Origin of the sequence: Flavobacterium ginsenosidimutans (genome assembly GCF_037478105.1) — a bacterium.
Classification (GTDB): domain Bacteria; phylum Bacteroidota; class Bacteroidia; order Flavobacteriales; family Flavobacteriaceae; genus Flavobacterium; species Flavobacterium ginsenosidimutans.
In genome coordinates this window covers 2,706,903-2,725,105 of the sequence record NZ_CP147988.1, presented here as the reverse complement: position 1 = coordinate 2,725,105, position 18,203 = coordinate 2,706,903, and the positions used below count along the sequence as shown (strand labels likewise).

The following is an 18,203-nucleotide window of genomic DNA, read 5'->3' as shown; positions in this document are numbered from 1 at the left end:
TTTTTTATCTGTCAAACAATAATCTTTTTCCTGCTCTGGTATCTTTTACTTTAAAGTTATTGTATACCAATTCTCCGTTTACAAAAGTATGCGTAATTCTAGATTTAAAAGTAAATCCTTCAAAAGGAGACCATCCGCATTTGTATAAAATATTTTCTGGTTTCACGCTCCAAGGCAAACTTGGATTTACGATTACTAAATCGGCGTGATAGCCTTCTCTAATAAAACCTCTTTTTTCGATTTTGAAAATCTTAGCTGGATTGTGGCACATTTTCTCCACGATTTTTTCCACACTAATTTTCCCTTGATGATGTGCTTCGAACATTGCTACAACTGCATGCTGTACCAACGGACCTCCAGAAGGCGCATTCAAATAAGATTGCTGTTTTTCTTCTTTTGTATGAGGAGCGTGATCTGTTGCAATTACATCAATTCTTCCGTCATTTAATGCTTTCCAAAGTTCTGCACGATCTTCAGCAGTTTTAACAGCCGGATTCCATTTTATGAAATTTCCTTTTGTTTTATAATCTTCATCTGTAAACCAAAGATGATGTACACAAACCTCAGCAGTGATTTTTTTATCTTCTAAAGGAATTTTGTTCGTGAACAATTCCATTTCTTTCGCAGTTGAAAGATGGAAGATATGCAATCTCGCTCCAGTACGTTTTGCTAAAGCCACTGCTTTTGAAGAAGAAATATAACAAGCCTCAGCACTTCTAATTAAATTGTGAGCTGTTACAGGAACATCGTCTCCGTATTGCTCTTTAAAAGCGGCAAGATTATTTTTAATCGTAGTTTCATCTTCGCAGTGAACCGCAATTAACATTGGCGTGCTTGAGAATATTTTTTCTAAAACCGCTTCATTATCAACCAGCATATTTCCAGTTGATGAACCTAAGAAAATTTTAATTCCCGCAACATTTTTTGGATTTGTTTTTAAAACTTCTTCCAAATTATCGTTTGTTGCTCCCATCATAAACGAATAATTCGCAAATGATTTTTGAGATGCAATTTGATATTTATCTTCTAAGATTTCCTGAGTAACCGCATTTGGAACTGTATTAGGCTGTTCGATAAAAGAAGTAATCCCTCCTGCAACAGCTGCACGAGATTCCGATTCGATATCTCCTTTATGCGTTAATCCAGGTTCTCTAAAATGCACTTGATCGTCTATCGCGCCAGGCATTAAATAATTTCCTTCAGCATCGATTACGATACAATCTGAAGTTTTTAATGAAATGCTGTCTGCAATTTCAACAATCAAATCGTTTTCAATTAAAACATCACCTTCAAAAATTGTCCCTTCGTTTACAATTTTGGCATTTTTTATTAAAATCCTGTTCATTTCGGTTGGTTTATAATGAATTGACTAGTTTTCTTAATTTAAGGGAAATCACTCCAAGTATAGCTTCTTTAATAATAGCATTGCTCATTTTAGAAACTCCTTTTGTTCTATCTGTAAAAATAATTGGGACTTCGGTAATTTGAAATTTAGCACAGTAAGTTCTGTACTTCATCTCGATTTGAAACGCATACCCAACAAATTTTATTTTATTCAAATTGATTTTTTCTAAAACTTCTCGTTTATAGCAAACAAAACCGGCAGTTGCGTCGTGAATTTTCATTCCGGTGATAAATTTCACATAAACAGATGCAAAATAAGACATCAAAACTCGGCTTAAAGGCCAGTTTACTACATTTACCCCAGTTACATAACGAGATCCAATTGCAAGATCTGCTCCGCCAAAATGACAAGCATCATACAATTTTTCTAAATCATTTGGATTATGTGAAAAGTCGGCATCCATCTCAAAAATAAATTGATAGTCACGCTCCAAAGCCCATTTGAAGCCATGAACATACGCCGTTCCCAAGCCAGATTTTTTTGCTCTTTGTTCTAAAAAAAGTTTCCCTAGAAATTCTTCCTGCAATGCAATTACTTTTTTAGCAGTGTGATCGGGAGAATTATCATCAATAATCAGCAGATGAAAAGGTTTGTGCTGCGAAAGTACAGCCCTTACTATACTTTCTACGTTTTCAATTTCGTTATATGTGGGAATTATGACAATACTATCATTCATTTTTTTACGGTAATTTCACCGCAAAAGTAAACTTTTTATAGCATTTGATTCATAATAAATATATAATAAAAGTATTGCATCAAAAAATTACTAATTTTGTAACGCTATGATTGAACAATTACATCCTCGAATTCTTGAAAACAAAGACTGGGCAACACTTTTATTTGTGCTCACCTTTGCTGTTGTTGCGATGACAAAATCGGCTTACGAAACACGATTCAGTGAATTTAGTAAACTTATTTTTTCTGACAAATACGCCAAAATTTATCGCGATAACAACCACATGAAAAGCAGCTTTACGGTTGGTTTATTTTTTGTACAAGTTGTATCGTTTGCATTTTTCATTTTGCTTACGATGAATATTTTTGGTTACGCCTCAAAAACCGACTGGATTTTGTTTATTCAAATCGCCACTTTTCTTCTTTATTTTATTTTAGGAAAGTATTTAATCGAAAAAATTGTAGCAACTTCTTTCAACATCGACGAATTTGTAGAGCTTTTTAACTTGCAAAAAGTTACTTACAGAACATATATTGGCGTTTTGATCCTTCCAATCAACGCAGTTCTGTTTTATTACAACAATATTCCGCAAATCGTACCCCTTGTAATCATAGGTATTTCGCTGTGTATTAGTGTATACTCCTACTTTATTTCAATTAAAACGTATCAAAACGCAATAATCGGCAAGTTATTTTATTTTATTTTATATCTTTGCGCTCTTGAAATAGCCCCTTATTATTTTCTTTATTATTGGATAACAAAAGGGAGTGCTTAGAAAATGTTTATAATATGAAAGTGAAAACAATTTTGGTGTCACAGCCTGAACCTAAAGTGGAGAATTCTCCTTACTTTGAGCTCCAACAAAAACACAAAATAAAAATTGATTTCAGACCATTTATTCATGTGGAAGGGGTTAGCGCAAAAGAGATTCGATTACAAAAAATCGATCTTAATCATTACACTGCGATCATTTTAACAAGTAGAAATGCTGTAGATCATTTTTTTAGAGTTGCTGATGAAATGCGTTACAAAGTTCCAGAAGGATTGAAGTATTTCTGTCAATCTGAGGCTGTTGCGTTTTACCTTCAAAAGTATGTTGTGTACAGAAAACGTAAAATTTACGTTGGAGCAAAAGATTTTGCAGATTTATCTCCGCTAATTAAGAAGTACAAAGACGAAAAGTTCTTACTTCCAGCATCTGACCAATTAAATGCAGATGCTCCTGTAACATTAAACAGTCTAAAAGTAGATTGGGCACAAGCTATTTTCTACAGAACTGTAATGAGTGATTTATCTGATTTAGCAGACGTTTATTACGACGTTCTTGCATTTTTCAGTCCAACTGGAATCAAATCTTTGTTTAAGAATTTCCCAGATTTTAAACAAAATGACACCAGAATTGCCGTATTCGGAAGCACAACTCAAAAAGAAGCTTTAGATCATGGTTTAAGAATTGACATTCTTGCTCCAACTCCTGAAACTCCTTCTATGACAATGGCTCTAGAAAAATACGTTGCCGAGGCAAACAAAGGAAAATAAACCTGACCAAGAAAAAATATTTAGAATCCAAATTCCAACTTAACCACTGGAATTTGGATTTTTTGTTTTTATTAATCTTCATCATCGTTGGCTTCCAGTGTTGAAACCACGGGCTATATTCAAAATACTCAAATTTGGAATTTAATTTTTGGGATTTTCTTTTGTACAGCATTTTAACTACATTTGGTTTCTATTCTAAACCCAAATCACTAAAAAAAGTTTCAAATTGTAAGTTATGAAAATCAACTCCCTTTTAATTGAAATTGACGGAATCGACAAGGAAATCCTTCGTTACTTAATGGATGATGCCCGAAAACCGATTTTGCAAATCGCTAATAAAATTGGCATTTCTGGAGCCGCAATTCACCAGAGATTAAAAAAACTCGAACAATCGGGAGTTATTTCCGGGTCTAAATTTACTGTTAATCCAAAAGTTTTAGGTTATAATACAATGGCTTTTGTTGGAGTTTATTTAGACAAAGCTTCAAGAAATTCAGAAGCTGTAAAAGATTTGAAGAAAATCCCAGAAGTTTTAGAATGTCATTATACTACGGGAAACTGGTCGGTTTTAATTAAAATTATCTGTCGTGACAACGAACATTTGATGCAGCTTCTTAACACAAAAATCCAAGCTATTGAAGGAGTTTCAAGAACCGAAACTTTTATTTCTCTTGATCAGCAGATTGATAGGCAGATTCAACTTTAATTAGAAAATGTGTCAATTTTACAATTAGATAATTCTACTCTAGCTGTCACCTTGAGCGAAGTCGAAGGGCTTAATTACCTATTAGGGCTTCGACTTCGCTCAGCCAGACAAACTTGATAAAACACAAAACCCGACAGGTTTTAAAAACCTGTCGGGTTTGCTATAAATTATCTAATTGACTAATTATCTCAATTCACGAATTAATTCCTTCTGCTTCCAGAATATATCGAGATATAGTATAACAACGTTGCAATCGAACCAATAGCAGCTACTACATAAGTTCTTGCTGCCCATTTTAGAGCATCTTTTGCTCCTGCTTGTTCTTCTTGCGTTAGCATATGTTTGTTTTCTAACCAAGCCAAAGCACGGTTACTTGCATCATATTCGACTGGAAGTGTAATAATCGAGAACAAAGTTGTTGCCGCAAAAATGATGATTCCTACTAACAACAATCCAGGAAAAACTTTAATCATAAGAATTCCTGCAATCAAAATCCATTGTACAAAATTTGAAGCTACACTTACAATCGGGACTAATTTAGAACGCATCGTAAGCCATTCATAACCAATTGCATGCTGAACTGCGTGACCGCATTCGTGCGCTGCAACTGCCGCCGCTGCCGCATTGCGATGGTTATAAACTGCCTCACTTAAATTTACTGTTTTATCTGAAGGATTATAATGATCTGTTAACTGACCTGGCACTGAAATAACACGAACATCTGTAATTCCGTTATCAGAAAGCATTTTTTCAGCTATTTCACGACCGCTCATTCCGTTTCTCAATTGTAATTTCGAATATAACTCAAACTTACTCTTCAGCTGAGAGCTTACCAGCCAGCTGAACAACATTATAGCTCCAGCAATAATTAAATATCCTGATCCCATTTTTTTCTGTTTTTAGATTGATTTTTAAATTTACAAAACAAACATCAAATTATGAACCATTTTAACAAAATGCCATTTTGACATTTTTAAACCATTTTTGACTTAATTCAACATATTATTCTTCAATAAAAAAGCAATCAATTCTGCTACATTCTTCATCTTATATTTTTGAAGAATATTTCGTCGGTGTGTTTGAACGGTTAAAAAACTCAGAAACAAATCATCGGCAATTTCTTGAGTTGATTTTCCTTGCGAAAGCAATAATGCAATATCGCGTTCTCTTCGGCTCAATCCTGGAATTTTTTCTAAATCTTCAGACAATGGCTGACTAATTATTGTTTTTACTTCTTCGCTAAAAACAATTTCGCCATCAATAGCTTTATAAATACATTCTTTAAATTCATCAAAAGAGGCATTTTTAAGAATATAGCCGTTTCCGCCGTTCTGAATAAACTGCATTACCAAACTTCTTTCAGATTGGCTGCTCATACCGATAATTACAATTTTAGGATACTTTTGCTTAATTGTTTTACACAAATCAACTCCATTTATTACGGGCAGAAAAATATCCATTAAAATCAGATCTACTTTATTGTCTTCGATATAATCTAAAAGTGCAATTCCTGATTCGAATTTTTCTACAATTTCTATATTATCTAACTCTGATAACAAACCTGCAATTCCCGAAATCACAATCGGATGATCGTCTACTATTACTGTTTTATATTTCATAATCATGATTTGGATTGTATTTTAATTCAATATAAGTCGAAGTTCCTTTACCCGAAATAGAATCGATTTCTAATTTTCCATTTAAAAAAGCAACACGGTTTTTAATATTTCGAAGTCCCATTCCATCTCTTTTTTCCGCATATTCAACATTAAAACCAATTCCATTATCTTCAACCGTAATAAAAAATACATCTTTATTTTGCGAACAAGAAACTAGAATTTGAGAGGCTTTGGCATATTTTAATGCATTATTCAAAAGCTCCTGAATGATTCTGAAAATCATAATTTTAAAATGCTGTGGCAAAGTTGTTTTTTTAATCAAATACTGAAATTCGATTGTGGTTTCGACAGTTGAATGTGAAGCGCATAAATCTCGAAGAGCATGTTCGAGTCCTAATTTCATCAAACTTTCAGGCATTAAATTCTGAGAAATATTGCGAAGCTCTTTTATCGAATCATTGAGCATTCCGTTTATATTTGGAGCGTTTTCATTGTTTTCTCGATCCGCAAGATTCAAATGAATTTTTAGCCCAGAAAGCATACTTCCCAGTCCGTCATGCAAATCTCTTGCTATTCTTTTTCTCTCGATTTCTTCACCTTCAATCAAAGCGTTGGAAACAGATAATTTCTGCTGATTTTCTAATGCTTCAAGTTCTTGTTTATGATTGACTTCTTTTTGAAAACTTATTTTTTTCTGATAATTATTCCAGCTCCACAAAAACAATACAATCAGAAACAATACAAATGAAAGCACCGCAAAAAGCATCATATTCAAGCGATTATTATTGACCTGCAAAACTGCTTTTTCATTCTCAGATTGCAGCAGGCCAATTTTCTTTTCACTTTCTGCTTTCTTATATTTTGCTTCAAGTTCAATAATTTCACTTTTCAGTTTCGCATCGTTAAGACTGTCGTTTATTACATTGTATTTGTTCGAATAATAATAAGCCTTCGGATATTCTTTTGTCGCATTATAAACTTTAGATAACTCTTTGTAATAATTCTTTTTATCTACTATAAAAGGCGTTTTTTCGATTAGGTATTCTAAATTGCTTTTCGCTTTATCGTAATTTTTCAGTTTAAAAAGCACGACATATTCGGCAAACTTCAATCTGTTTACTGCCACAGCATTCTGATGGCTTTCTGCCGATTTAATCCCTTTTTCAAAACTTACTAACGCTTCGTCGTGTTTATTCTGTTTAGAATAGTAAAGCCCTTCCGAATAAAAATAAGAATCATTTAGATTTGATTCTGGATACTTTTCTAAAATTGCATAAGCTTTGTCTAGAATTTCTTTGGCGTCATAAAAATGTTTTAACTCAACTAAATTCTCTGCGTTTATAATATAAGTCTCCATCTTAGATTCTGCTAAGGTTGGAGATTTTTTAGTGGTGTTTTCAATGTATTTTTGTGCTTGATCCAGATATTCTGCCGCTTTTTCGCGTTCATCATTATTCATAAAAATAATGGCAACAGCTTTGTTTAATGCACTAATTAATTCATAATCGCCACTTTTTTTAGCAATAGGAATAGCTTCATTTACCAGCAATTTCATATAAGCGTTTTCGTTATTCTTACGCTGTTGCATTATACCGTAATTCTGAAGTATCACGGCACGAAGTTTATAAGCTTCTTTATTTCGATATTTTTTAAGTTTAGTATTTGCTTCGAGCAAAGCTTTTTCAAAACCTTCCAAATCTCCTTTTTCTATAAAACTGTACGAATTATAAAAAACAGAAGCATCTCTTAAAAAAGGAAATTTAGTTTTTAGCCGATTTGCTTGTTCCAAATATTCTTTAGACTTTTTTGCATCCTGAACCATTAAAAACAATTTGGATAATCTAAAACTGTTCAAACTTTTAATACTGTCCGATTTTTCAGTTTTTGTGACTTTTACAATACTGTCAATATAAACCGTATCGTCATCTAATGAAAGGATTACTTGTGAATGGGAAATTGCAGAAAAAAATAAAAAAATAAAAAAGGCGTAGAGTTTCTTCATAAATGTGGCATTTACTCAAAGTTATTAAAGCTTAATGACTTTCAAAAAGAAATATGGCGCTTTTACCTGATATCAGGTAATAAAAAATACATTTTATCAGGTATTGCCGTCCCGTAAGTAAGGGTCTAATTTTGTTGTAAATCTTACTATTAATTAAATAATATACTATGAAATCAATTTTGAAAACTTTAGCAATTGTTTTGACTCTTGCTTTTACTGCAGTTTCTTGCAGCAGCGACAATGATGATAATGGAGGAGCGTCTTCAAGAGATATAAAGTATGAAGTTTCTGGAAATTACGCTGGTACTCTTAGCGCTACTTATATTGAATCTGGTAATGGAGGACAAAACGTAGATATTACTTCATTGCCTTGGAGCAAAGAATTTACTGCTTCTGCAGATACTTATGGAGCTGGAATAACAGTAAGTGGATATGGCGGAACTCAAGGCCAAACTTTAACTGTCAAAATTATTGTTGGCGGAAAAGTAGAAAAAGAAACTACTGCAACAGCAACTAATGATGGAATTATCGTAGCCGCTCCAGGCTCTTTTGTCTTCGGACAATAATTTATAAAAATTTAGAATTTAAATTTTTTTGTTTTTGGTAAAAGAAAAAGCTTCGTGTTTACGAAGCTTTTCTTTAATTTATGACTCTAATTGATGATTGACTTCTTCAAACTTTTCAATAAGACCATTTATTTTATCCTGCTGTTTTTTAATTTGTTTTGGACGAATGTAAAACCAATTGAACATCATCCAAAGTAAAGTTATTCCATAAGTTAAACTTGCTCCTAAAACGCTCATTCTGCTTGCGTATTCATACATGTATAAACAAATTCCAATTGTTAAAAATACAAAGTAAAAACTCATCATTTTGGTTTGCATAAATTGCTGTTTCTTTTTTATAAAAATCAACTTTTGAAGATATTCTTGATTCGTTGCTGTTGCATCGATATTTTTATAACTGCGTAATAGTTTATTGTACACAAATAAATAAATCACCATAGCAAGAATCGTTAAAACAATTCCGATTTTTGTCGAAATAAATTGCGGCTGATAGTAAATCCAAATAAAAACTATAAACGCACTAGTTAAACAAAGCAGAATATTACTAATCCATAAACTGCGTAAAGCTGCTTTTTTAAATTTCCCAACTCTCGCCAGTAAATCCTGAATATCGGGCTGACTTACGGATTGTTTTTTCCATAAATCTTTAAAATCTATATTATTATCGTTGTTCATTTTCTTTAAATTTTTGAGTCAGTTTTTCTTTTATTCTGTGAATTTTCACTCTAACATTGGCTTCAGAAAGTCCGACGATCTTAGCAATTTCATTTTGTTTGATGTCTTCCAATTCTAATGAAATAATGATACGATCTGTTTCTGGAAGCTCTGCAATACATTTGTATAAAAACTGAATTTGAGGTTCTAATGATGTTTGTTTTTCTTCTGAAAGATGTACCGGAAGTTCTGATTTAGGGAAACGTTTTTGTTTTTCAATTTGTCTCAAACAATTATTAGAAGCAATTCTAAAAATCCAAGTCCCAATTGCAGACTCGTTTCTAAAAGTTTCCAACTTCTGCCAGACAATTATAAAAGTTTCCTGAGCCAAATCCTGAGCGGCGTCGTAATCGTTTACGAAACCCATGCAAAGCCTGAAAATTCGATCCCAATACGTCTTGTAAATTTGTTCAAATTCCATTTTTACTATTTTAAAAAAATACTTAATTGTTCTAAATACCAAGCTGTATCATCATACATAATAAAATGCAAACCATTTGTAGCATATTGAAAATTAGCAGTTTTTAAATTTTTATACTGATCTTCGATAGTCGGTTTTAAATTTATAAAATAAGATTCTAATAAAATTAAAGCTGGACATTTTATCTGTGCGATTCTGTTTCTTAAATCGACATTATAGAAATCGCAAAACATCTGTCCAAAAGTTGCTCTGTCTGATTTCACACTCCAATCTACAACCATTTCCAATTTTGATTTATCTTCTAAAAGTCTTGGCATCGTTTGTTTTTGCATTTCGTAAAACTGAGTTTCATTCATTGCGGTCATTTGAGCAACCATTGGCGAACAATCATTATTTTCTTTTGATTTAAAAGCAGGATCAGTCATCGCCGCCAGACAAGGAAGCGCATCCACAATTACAATTTTCCCAATCAAATCTGGGTAATCTGCAGCGATGGCAAGTGCTAGTCCGCCGCCCATACTGTGACCTATTATGATTGGTTTTTCAATTTTATTTTCTTTGATATAATTGGCAATTCCTGTTTTCCAATTTTCAAATGAAGCATTCGGTTGTGGTTTGCTTCCCGCAAAACCTGCCATTGTAAGTGTATAACAGGTAAATTTATTTTCGAATGTAGCTCTGGTTTCATTCCAAACATCTCCAGAAGATGCAAAACCCGGAATAAATATAATAGATTGATCTCCATTTCCAGTTTTTAAAACTTCAAACGGAAATTGTTTTGTTTGTCCGAAAACATTTAAACATAATGCTGAGAATAAGAATGCGATAATTAAGATGATATACTTTTTCATTTTTAATAGTTTTAAGTTGTTAAAATTCTAATAGCAATAAATTGTTAATTAAATCGGATCCATGCTTTTGATACGGCAACTATTAAAATGTTACAAAAGTTTTTAAAATTTTAATTATTAAATTTCAAATTCCAATATTGGTGCGGGTTTTTAACCGCAAAGGACGCAAAGGTTTACGCAAAGAACGCGAGTTTTTTTGCTCGCAAAGACGCGAAGTCGCGAAGTTTTTTTCCCAATCTTGTCATCCTGAGGAACGAAGGATCACACAAGATACTCCGTAAACTGAATCGCCAATCTTTGTCGAGTTTCGCGTGCGATCCTTCGTTCCTCAGGATGACAAACTCTACGCATTGTCAGTCTGAGCGAAGTCGAAGACCACGCAAGAAGCTCCGCAATCAAAATCGCCAATCTTTGGAGAGTTACTTACGTGGTCTTCGACTTCGCTCAGACTGACAAAACAAGACGAAAAAAAAATCCCAAACCCCAATCGTAAAATTGGAATTTGGAATTTTTATATTGGAATTTATTTGGCTATCCTACCAAATTGATAATTTTCCCAGGAACAATAATCACTTTATTTGGCGTTTTTCCGTCTAAGTGTTTTTGTGTTCTTTCGTCTTTCATAACGATTTCTTCGATTTGTTCTTTGGTTAAATCCAAAGGCAATTCGATTGTGAAACGCATTTTTCCATTGAAAGAAACTGGATATTCTTTATTTGTTTCAATTAAATGTTTTTCATCAAAAATTGGGAATGCCACTTCAGAAATTGAAGTTGTATGTCCTAATTGTGACCATAATTCTTCTGCGATATGCGGTGCGTAAGGCGAAACTAAAATTGCTAATGGCTCTAAAATTGCTCTTGAATGACAGTTTTGAGAAGACAATTCATTTACACAAATCATAAATTGAGAAACCGAAGTATTGAAAGAGAAATTCTCGATATCTTCTGCTACTTTTTTGATTGTTTTATGTAACGATTTTAAGTTGTCTTTTGTTGGTTCGTCGTTGTTTACGATTAAACCATTATCATCAAAATACAATCTCCATAATTTTTTCAAGAAACCAAAAACTCCCGAAATTCCAGCACTATTCCATGGCTTTGCCTGCTCTAATGGCCCTAAGAACATTTCGTATAAACGTAAGGTATCGGCACCGTATTCTGCGCAGATATCATCTGGAGTTACAACATTGTATTTCGATTTTGACATTTTTTCGACTTCACGACCTACAACATATTTATTATTCTCATAAATAACATCTGCATCTATAAAATGAGAATACCTATAATCTGAAAAAAATCTGGAAAAATCTAAAACATCGTTTTTCGCATCAACTAAATCTATATCAACATTAATTTTATTATAAGGCAAGTATTCAGAAATTTTGATCGAATTTCTATCTATTGAATCAAGCTTGAAAAGTTCTTTATATCTTTCTAAATCTGATTCAGTTAAATTATTTTTAACAAATTCTTCAATGATTTTATGTAATTTCTCATTTCTAACACTTGGAACAAGTCCCTCATCACTAACTTCAAAAGTTTTGAAGATATCATAACTAATCAAATATGTTTTTTTCCTAATGTGCTCTGGTAATGATGTAAAATGTCCCAAATAATCTAGTGAACTTGGAACAACTCTATAAACAAAAGCACTTGTACCCAAAATCATTCCCTGATTGATCAGTTTTTTGAATGGTTCTTCCGTTGGCGCGAAACCTTTGTCTTTTAAGAATTTGTTCCAGAAACGAGAATACAATAAGTGACCTGTTGCGTGTTCGCTTCCACCAATGTATAAATCTACATTTTCCCAGTAAGCTAAAGCTTCTTTGCTTGCAAATTCATTTTCGTTGTGCGCATCCATATAACGCATCCAATACCATGAACTTCCCGCCCATCCTGGCATTGTATTCAATTCTAAAGGAAAAATCGAAACATTGTCAACTAAATCTGTATTAACAACTTTATTTTGCTTTGTATCCCAAGCCCAAACTGCTGCATTTCCTAATGGAGGCAAACCGTCTTCTGTTGGTAAATATTTCTCAACTTCTGGCAAAATAATTGGCAAATGCTGCGCATCAATCATTTTTGGAAGTCCATTCACGTAATAAACTGGGAATGGTTCTCCCCAATAACGCTGACGAGAGAAAACAGCATCACGCAAACGGTAATTTGTTTTACCTTTTCCTTGTCCGATTTCTTCTAACTTATAAATCGCTTTTGCTGTCGCGTCTTTGTAATTTAATCCGTTTAAGAAATCAGAAGCTGCGATTTCAACATTGTCTTTTGATCCATAAGCAGCTTCAGAAATATCAATATTAGCGAAGATATTTTTGATTTCCTGCATTCCGTTCTGACCTTTAAAGAAATTAGCGAAAGCATAATCTCTTTCGTCTCCGCAAGGAACCGCCATTACAGCACCAGTTCCGTAACCAGCCAAAACATAATCACCAATCCAAACTGGAATAGCTTCTTTGGTAAAAGGATGTTCAGCATAAGCTCCTGTAAATACTCCAGAAATGGTTTTTACATCGGCCATACGCTCACGCTCCGAACGTTTTGCTGTTTTTTCGATATACGCTTCAACAGCTTCTTTTTGTTCTGGAGTCGTAATTTTAGCTACCAAATCATGTTCTGGTGCCAAAGTCATAAAAGTAACTCCAAAAATAGTATCAGGACGTGTGGTGAAAACCTCGATTACTTCATCATAATTTTTCACATTAAAAGTTACCAAAGCACCAACCGATTTCCCGATCCAGTTTCTTTGAGATTCTTTAATTGATTCACTCCAATCGATATCATTTAAACCTTGAAGCAAGCGTTCGGCATAAGCAGAAATTCGCATACTCCATTGTGTCATTTTTTTTCTTATAACAGGAAAGCCTCCACGTTCCGAAACTCCGTTTACAATTTCGTCATTTGCCAAAACAGTTCCTAAGCCTGGACACCAGTTTACTTCTGTTTCTGCCAAATACGTCATTCTGTATTGCAACAAGATTTTTTCTTTTTGATCTTCAGAATATGAATTCCATTCATCAGCAGTAAAAATCGCAACGTTGTCGTCGCAAACTGCTTCAACCAATGCATTTCCGCTTTCTTCAAAAACAGTTACAAGCTCTGAAATATCAAAAGCCTGACCTTGTTTTCTGCAATACCAAGAGTTGAACAATTGGATAAAAATCCATTGTGTATGTTTGTAATAATCAGGATTTGATGTACGCACTTCACGCGCCCAGTCAAATGAGAATCCGATTTTATCTAATTGTTTTCTGTAACCAGCAATTTGTTTTCCCTCTTTGTCTACTCCACCGTCAATATTTACACGCGTTGTATCTTCAGGACGTTGTCCTGTCTGAATCGCGTATTGTTCTGCCGGCAATCCGAAACTGTCGTAACCCATTGGGTGCAAAACATTGAAACCTTGATGTCTTTTGAAACGAGAATACACATCTGAAGCTATATAACCTAGCGGGTGTCCAACGTGCAGTCCTGCTCCAGATGGATAAGGAAACATATCGAGAACATAATGTTTCGGTTTTTCAGAGTTATTTTTTGCTGCAAAAGTTTGATTTTCTGCCCAATATTTTTGCCATTTGGCTTCAATTTCGTTTGGATTGTACTTCATTTCTAAGTGACTAAGATTCTAAGTTACTAAGGTTCTAAGCTTTTCACTAAATTAATTTAGCCGCAAATTTACATTTATTGCGCATTGTACCAAAGCTATTTCATTGACAAACATATAAAATAACAAATTACTTATTTTTAATTAAGTAAAAATACGTATTATTGCAATTGTAAATACGTATTTAAATCTTCTGATATGCCTGAAAACAAGAAATACAATATCGAAGTCCGAGTTTGGATTGAAGAAACTGAAGGCGCTTTCTTGGGAATTGGAAAAATCTGGCTTCTTGAAAATATCAGGAAAACGGGATCGATTACCAATGCTGCGAAAGAAATGAAAATGGCGTATCGTCAGGCTTGGCAATTGGTTGAAGAAATGAATCAGCGCGCAGAAAAACCATTAGTAGAAAAATTGCTTGGCGGAAAAGGCGGTGGCGGCGCTAAATTGACCGAAGCTGGAGAAAAAGCTATTGCTGTTTTTTATGAAATCGAAAAACGTATCAAAGAGTTTGCTCAGAAAGAAACTCAGAATTTGAAGTTTTAAAAATATATTTAAACACATAGCAAATCTATGTTTTAGAAACTGGTTTCTTTTTCATCATCTTTTTTAGAGTGAAAATCTATGTTTCTATGTGTTTAAAAAAATAAACATTTAAACCAAAACCATTTTTTTTAATCATCAGTATTCATTTCAAAACATACTGAATTTAACAGCCAAAAACCATGAACCAAAAACTGTATTTATTATTTGTTTTTATAAGCCTCAAAAGTTTTTCTCAAATCCAAAATTCGAAAACCCGAGATAGCATTAAAAAAGAAGAATTGAACGAAATTGTCATTACAGCATCACGTCGTTCTGAAAAATTAATGCATTCTCCCATAAGCATTGAGCAATTAAAATCGGCGGAAGCCAAAGCAATGGGATCGCCAAGTATTTACGAAGCGCTCGAAAATGTGAAAGGTGTACAGATCATTACACCGAGTTTAGGTTTTAAAGTAATAAATACGAGAGGTTTTGCTAATTCTACCAACGTCAGATTTGCACAATTGGTAGATGGAATCGACAATCAGGCTCCGCATTTGGGCGCGCCAATTGCAAACGCTTTAGGCGCAAATGATTTGGATATTGATAAAATCGAAATTATTCCAGGAACGGCAGCTGCTTTGTACGGAATGAACGCTATTAATGGTTTGGCAAATATTCAGACCAAAAATCCTTTTGAATATCAGGGAATTGCGATTCAGCAATTAACTGGAGTGAATCATGTCGGGAATATTGATCGGTTTTCACCATATTCTCAGTTTAATTTAAGAATCGCAAAAGCTTTCAATGAAAAATTGGCTTTCAAAATAAATGCTTCAACAACGGGCGGAACAGATTGGGTTGCCGATGATAGAACTGATCTTGCTCCAAACGCAAATGCTTCAACTGGTTTGCTTGGCGCAGATAATCCAGCTTATGACGAAGTAAACGGTTACGGAAATGAATCGGCTAACAGAAAAACTTTAAACTTAAATGGCAAAAATTATGTGGTTGCCAGAACGGGTTATCGAGAAACAGATATTTCTGATTATAACATTAAAAACTACAAAGCTGATTTCGGATTGTATTTTCGACCAAAGAAAGATCACGAATTGGCAGTAACTTATAAAACTGCTCTTATCAATACAATTTACCAGCGTTCCAACCGATTTAGATTAGACAATTATACTTTAAATCAATTTGCGGCAGATTATCACACACCCATTTTTCAGGTAAAAGCTTATGCAACAACCGAAAATACTGGCGATTCATACAACATGCGTTCGTTGGCAGAAAATATGGATCGTGCCTATAAATCGGATGATAAATGGTTTGCCGATTATAGTACGGCTTATAAAAATGCTGTTGCAGGCGGAGCAAGCGTTGCCGACGCACACAGAATTGCCAGAACACAATCTGATGCAGGAAGATTTTTGCCGGGAACCGAAGCTTACGAACAAAAGAAAAACGAATTGATCGATATTAATAATTGGGATATTGGCGCAGCTCTGAGAGTAAAATCAACTTTGGTTCATGGTGAAGGGTTGATAAATTGGGACAAAGCTTTTGCTTCTTTTTTCGAAAAAATTGATGCGAAACTTTTGAGCGGTGTCGATTATAGAAATTACATTATTGTTCCCGACGGAAATTATTTTATCAATCCAGTTCATGCTGACGAAAATCTGACGTATCAAAAAACTGGTGCTTTTACACAAGTCACAAAAGATTTTTTCTCTGATAAATTAAGATTGGGCGCAACTGTCAGAATGGACAAGGCTGATTATTTTGACGCGAAATTTACGCCTCAGTTTACAGCCGTCTATTCGCCAAAAGAAAGCCTAAATTTTAGAGCTTCTTACCAAAACGGCTATCGTTTCCCGAGTATTTTTGAAGGATTTTCGAATGTAAACTCAGGCGGTGTAAAACGTGTTGGCGGATTGCGAATTATGTCTGATGGGATTTTCGAAAATTCATATACAAAAGCTTCGATTGATAAATTTCAAGCGCAGGTAAATACCGATGTGAATACAAATGGTCTCACTCAAGCGCAGGCGATCGAAAAAAACAAAAATACGATTCAGAAAAATCCTTATACGTATTTAGAACCCGAATTTGTAAAATCATTTGAAGTTGGTTTTAGAGGAATTGCTTTAAATAGAAATCTTTTTATTGATGCCGATTTTTATTACAACTCATATAAAAATTTCATTGCGCAAGTCGAAGCCAGCATTCCAAATACGACAGATCCAAATTTGATTCCGACTGCTTTATATTCCAAAAACACTCAAAATCGTTACAGACTTTGGACCAATTCTAAAAGTAAAATTTACAATTATGGAGGAAGTTTAGGTTTGAAATACCGTTTTGATAATACTTTCAGCGCTCTTACCAATTTAACTTATACCAAATTGGATAGGACAGATGATAAAGATGGTTTGGAAGACGGTTTCAACACGCCAGAATTTAATGTAAACGGAACTTTGATTGCTCAAAATATTTGGAAAAATCTTGGCGCAAGCGTAACGGCGCGTTATCAAAACAACTTTGATTATGTTTCTTTCTTAGTCAGCGGAACTGTTCCTGCTTATTGGACAATGGATGCGCAGGTAAATTATGCTTTCAAAAAAGGCATTTCGGCTAAACTAGGCGGAACCAATATTTTGAATAAACCTTACACTTCTATTCTCGGCGGACCATCAATTGGCGGATTATATTATTTGTCGCTTGTTTGGGAAACCAGTAAAATTTAAAACACAACTTTTATGAAAACTCAAAATTACATTCTCATTTTGCTGATTGCATTTTCGTGCTCAATGTGCAATTCTTCCAAAAAAGAAGAAAAAAAATCAACTGAAAAAACTTCTGAAACTAAAAATCATAAACATGATGCTCTTTCGGCAAAAGACAGCTTAAAATTAGTAAATCATCAAATCCAAGTAAAAGGCGAGGTTGAATTTCCATTGCAATTGACTGTTGATTCATTAAAAAAAATGAAAGTTGTTACAATTGATAATCTAAAAATAACTGGCAAAAACGGAGAAGTCAAAAGAGAAGTTAAAGTTTGCAAAGGTGTTCTTTTGAAAGATATTTTAGAAAAAGCCAAAATCAAACAGGAAGATCATAAAGACCGAAACTTCTATATTGTTGCAAGAGCTTCGGACAATTATAAAGCGACTTTTTCATGGGCAGAACTTTTCAATAATCCAACGGGAGAAAATACTTTTATTCTTTTTGAAGAAAATGGAAAACCAGTTAAAAATGGCGAAATGATTGCAATCTGCAAAAATGATATTAAAACTGGACCGCGTCATGTTTATTGGCTAAAAAGCATCGAAGTTTATAAGGTTAAGTAAAAGTTCTGAGATGTTAAGATTCTAAGTTACTAAGTTTTTTTTGCTCCCAAAGTCGCGGAGTCGCAAAGTTTTTGTTCAATTAATTTTAAATATCTGCTTGTCAAATATAGCCCGTGGTTTCAACCACGGGAACCGTATTTGCATATTCTGCGTGCCATGATTGTGTACCCGTGGTTGAAACCACGGGCTATATTTAAATACCATA

At 33.8% G+C, this 18,203-nt stretch carries 16 protein-coding genes; 7 read left to right on the top strand and 9 right to left on the bottom strand.

Annotation, left to right across the window (positions count from 1 at the left end; genetic code table 11):
- Positions 1-4 precede the first annotated feature (4 nt).
- Positions 5-1,345 carry a dihydroorotase gene (locus tag V6624_RS12035; RefSeq protein ID WP_111287037.1) on the bottom strand — a complete coding sequence of 447 codons (1,341 nt, stop codon included), beginning with the start codon at positions 1,343-1,345 and terminating at the stop codon, positions 5-7.
- A 10-nt stretch (positions 1,346-1,355) separates the two neighbouring features.
- A complete protein-coding gene (locus V6624_RS12030) occupies positions 1,356-2,081 on the bottom strand; it encodes a polyprenol monophosphomannose synthase (RefSeq protein WP_111287039.1) in 726 nt (241 codons plus the stop codon).
- A gap of 106 nt (positions 2,082-2,187) precedes the next feature.
- On the opposite strand from V6624_RS12030, the gene V6624_RS12025 reads away from it, so the two are divergent.
- From V6624_RS12025 to V6624_RS12015, 3 genes are all read left to right on the top strand, one after another.
- Positions 2,188-2,856 (top strand): DUF4271 domain-containing protein, encoded by a 669-nt coding sequence (locus tag V6624_RS12025; protein WP_111287041.1) that lies wholly within the window; start codon positions 2,188-2,190, stop codon positions 2,854-2,856.
- Positions 2,857-2,870: 14 nt separating this feature from the next.
- Positions 2,871-3,620 carry a uroporphyrinogen-III synthase gene (locus V6624_RS12020; RefSeq protein ID WP_109190797.1) on the top strand — a complete coding sequence of 250 codons (750 nt, stop codon included), beginning with the start codon at positions 2,871-2,873 and terminating at the stop codon, positions 3,618-3,620.
- 235 nt (positions 3,621-3,855) lie between these two features.
- On the top strand, positions 3,856-4,326 hold the full coding sequence (locus V6624_RS12015) for an Lrp/AsnC family transcriptional regulator (RefSeq protein ID WP_035681816.1): 471 nt from the start codon (positions 3,856-3,858) through the stop codon (positions 4,324-4,326).
- 200 nt (positions 4,327-4,526) lie between these two features.
- Here V6624_RS12015 and V6624_RS12010 read toward each other — a convergent pair whose 3' ends face one another.
- The 3 genes from V6624_RS12010 to V6624_RS12000 form a co-directional block, all read right to left on the bottom strand.
- Positions 4,527-5,213: a zinc metallopeptidase gene (locus tag V6624_RS12010; protein WP_111287043.1), complete on the bottom strand. Its 687-nt coding sequence runs from the start codon at positions 5,211-5,213 to the stop codon at positions 4,527-4,529.
- A 102-nt stretch (positions 5,214-5,315) separates the two neighbouring features.
- On the bottom strand, positions 5,316-5,945 hold the full coding sequence (locus tag V6624_RS12005; protein WP_239455672.1) for a response regulator: 630 nt from the start codon (positions 5,943-5,945) through the stop codon (positions 5,316-5,318).
- On the bottom strand, positions 5,935-7,947 hold the full coding sequence (locus V6624_RS12000; RefSeq protein WP_111287047.1) for a tetratricopeptide repeat-containing sensor histidine kinase: 2,013 nt from the start codon (positions 7,945-7,947) through the stop codon (positions 5,935-5,937). Before V6624_RS12000 ends, V6624_RS12005 begins: the two co-directional genes overlap by 11 nt.
- A 167-nt stretch (positions 7,948-8,114) precedes the next feature.
- Between V6624_RS12000 and V6624_RS11995 the strand changes: the two genes are divergently transcribed.
- Positions 8,115-8,513, top strand: a complete 399-nt coding sequence (locus V6624_RS11995; RefSeq protein WP_111287049.1) for an MmpS family transport accessory protein — start codon at positions 8,115-8,117, stop codon at positions 8,511-8,513.
- Between the two features lie 78 nt (positions 8,514-8,591).
- Here V6624_RS11995 and V6624_RS11990 read toward each other — a convergent pair whose 3' ends face one another.
- The 4 genes from V6624_RS11990 to V6624_RS11975 form a co-directional block, all read right to left on the bottom strand.
- Complete coding sequence (locus V6624_RS11990) at positions 8,592-9,188, bottom strand: hypothetical protein (protein ID WP_111287051.1); 597 nt, start codon at positions 9,186-9,188, stop codon at positions 8,592-8,594.
- Entirely contained in the window at positions 9,175-9,648 is a 474-nt protein-coding gene (locus V6624_RS11985; RefSeq protein ID WP_111287437.1) for an RNA polymerase sigma factor, read from the bottom strand. Before V6624_RS11985 ends, V6624_RS11990 begins: the two co-directional genes overlap by 14 nt.
- 5 nt (positions 9,649-9,653) lie before the next feature.
- The gene (locus tag V6624_RS11980) at positions 9,654-10,499 is read right to left on the bottom strand and encodes an alpha/beta fold hydrolase (RefSeq protein ID WP_111287053.1); all 846 of its coding nucleotides are present in this window, start codon (positions 10,497-10,499) and stop codon (positions 9,654-9,656) included.
- Positions 10,500-11,030: 531 nt separating this feature from the next.
- The gene (locus V6624_RS11975) at positions 11,031-14,123 is read right to left on the bottom strand and encodes a leucine--tRNA ligase (RefSeq protein ID WP_111287055.1); all 3,093 of its coding nucleotides are present in this window, start codon (positions 14,121-14,123) and stop codon (positions 11,031-11,033) included.
- 195 nt (positions 14,124-14,318) lie between these two features.
- On the opposite strand from V6624_RS11975, the gene V6624_RS11970 reads away from it, so the two are divergent.
- The 3 genes from V6624_RS11970 (at position 14,319) to V6624_RS11960 (ending at position 17,998) form a co-directional block, all read left to right on the top strand.
- Positions 14,319-14,666 carry a winged helix-turn-helix domain-containing protein gene (locus V6624_RS11970; protein WP_111287057.1) on the top strand — a complete coding sequence of 116 codons (348 nt, stop codon included), beginning with the start codon at positions 14,319-14,321 and terminating at the stop codon, positions 14,664-14,666.
- 179 nt (positions 14,667-14,845) lie between these two features.
- Positions 14,846-17,395 carry a TonB-dependent receptor gene (locus tag V6624_RS11965; RefSeq protein ID WP_111287059.1) on the top strand — a complete coding sequence of 850 codons (2,550 nt, stop codon included), beginning with the start codon at positions 14,846-14,848 and terminating at the stop codon, positions 17,393-17,395.
- Between the two features lie 12 nt (positions 17,396-17,407).
- Complete coding sequence (locus V6624_RS11960; RefSeq protein ID WP_111287061.1) at positions 17,408-17,998, top strand: molybdopterin-dependent oxidoreductase; 591 nt, start codon at positions 17,408-17,410, stop codon at positions 17,996-17,998.
- The last annotated feature ends 205 nt before the right edge of the window (positions 17,999-18,203 follow it).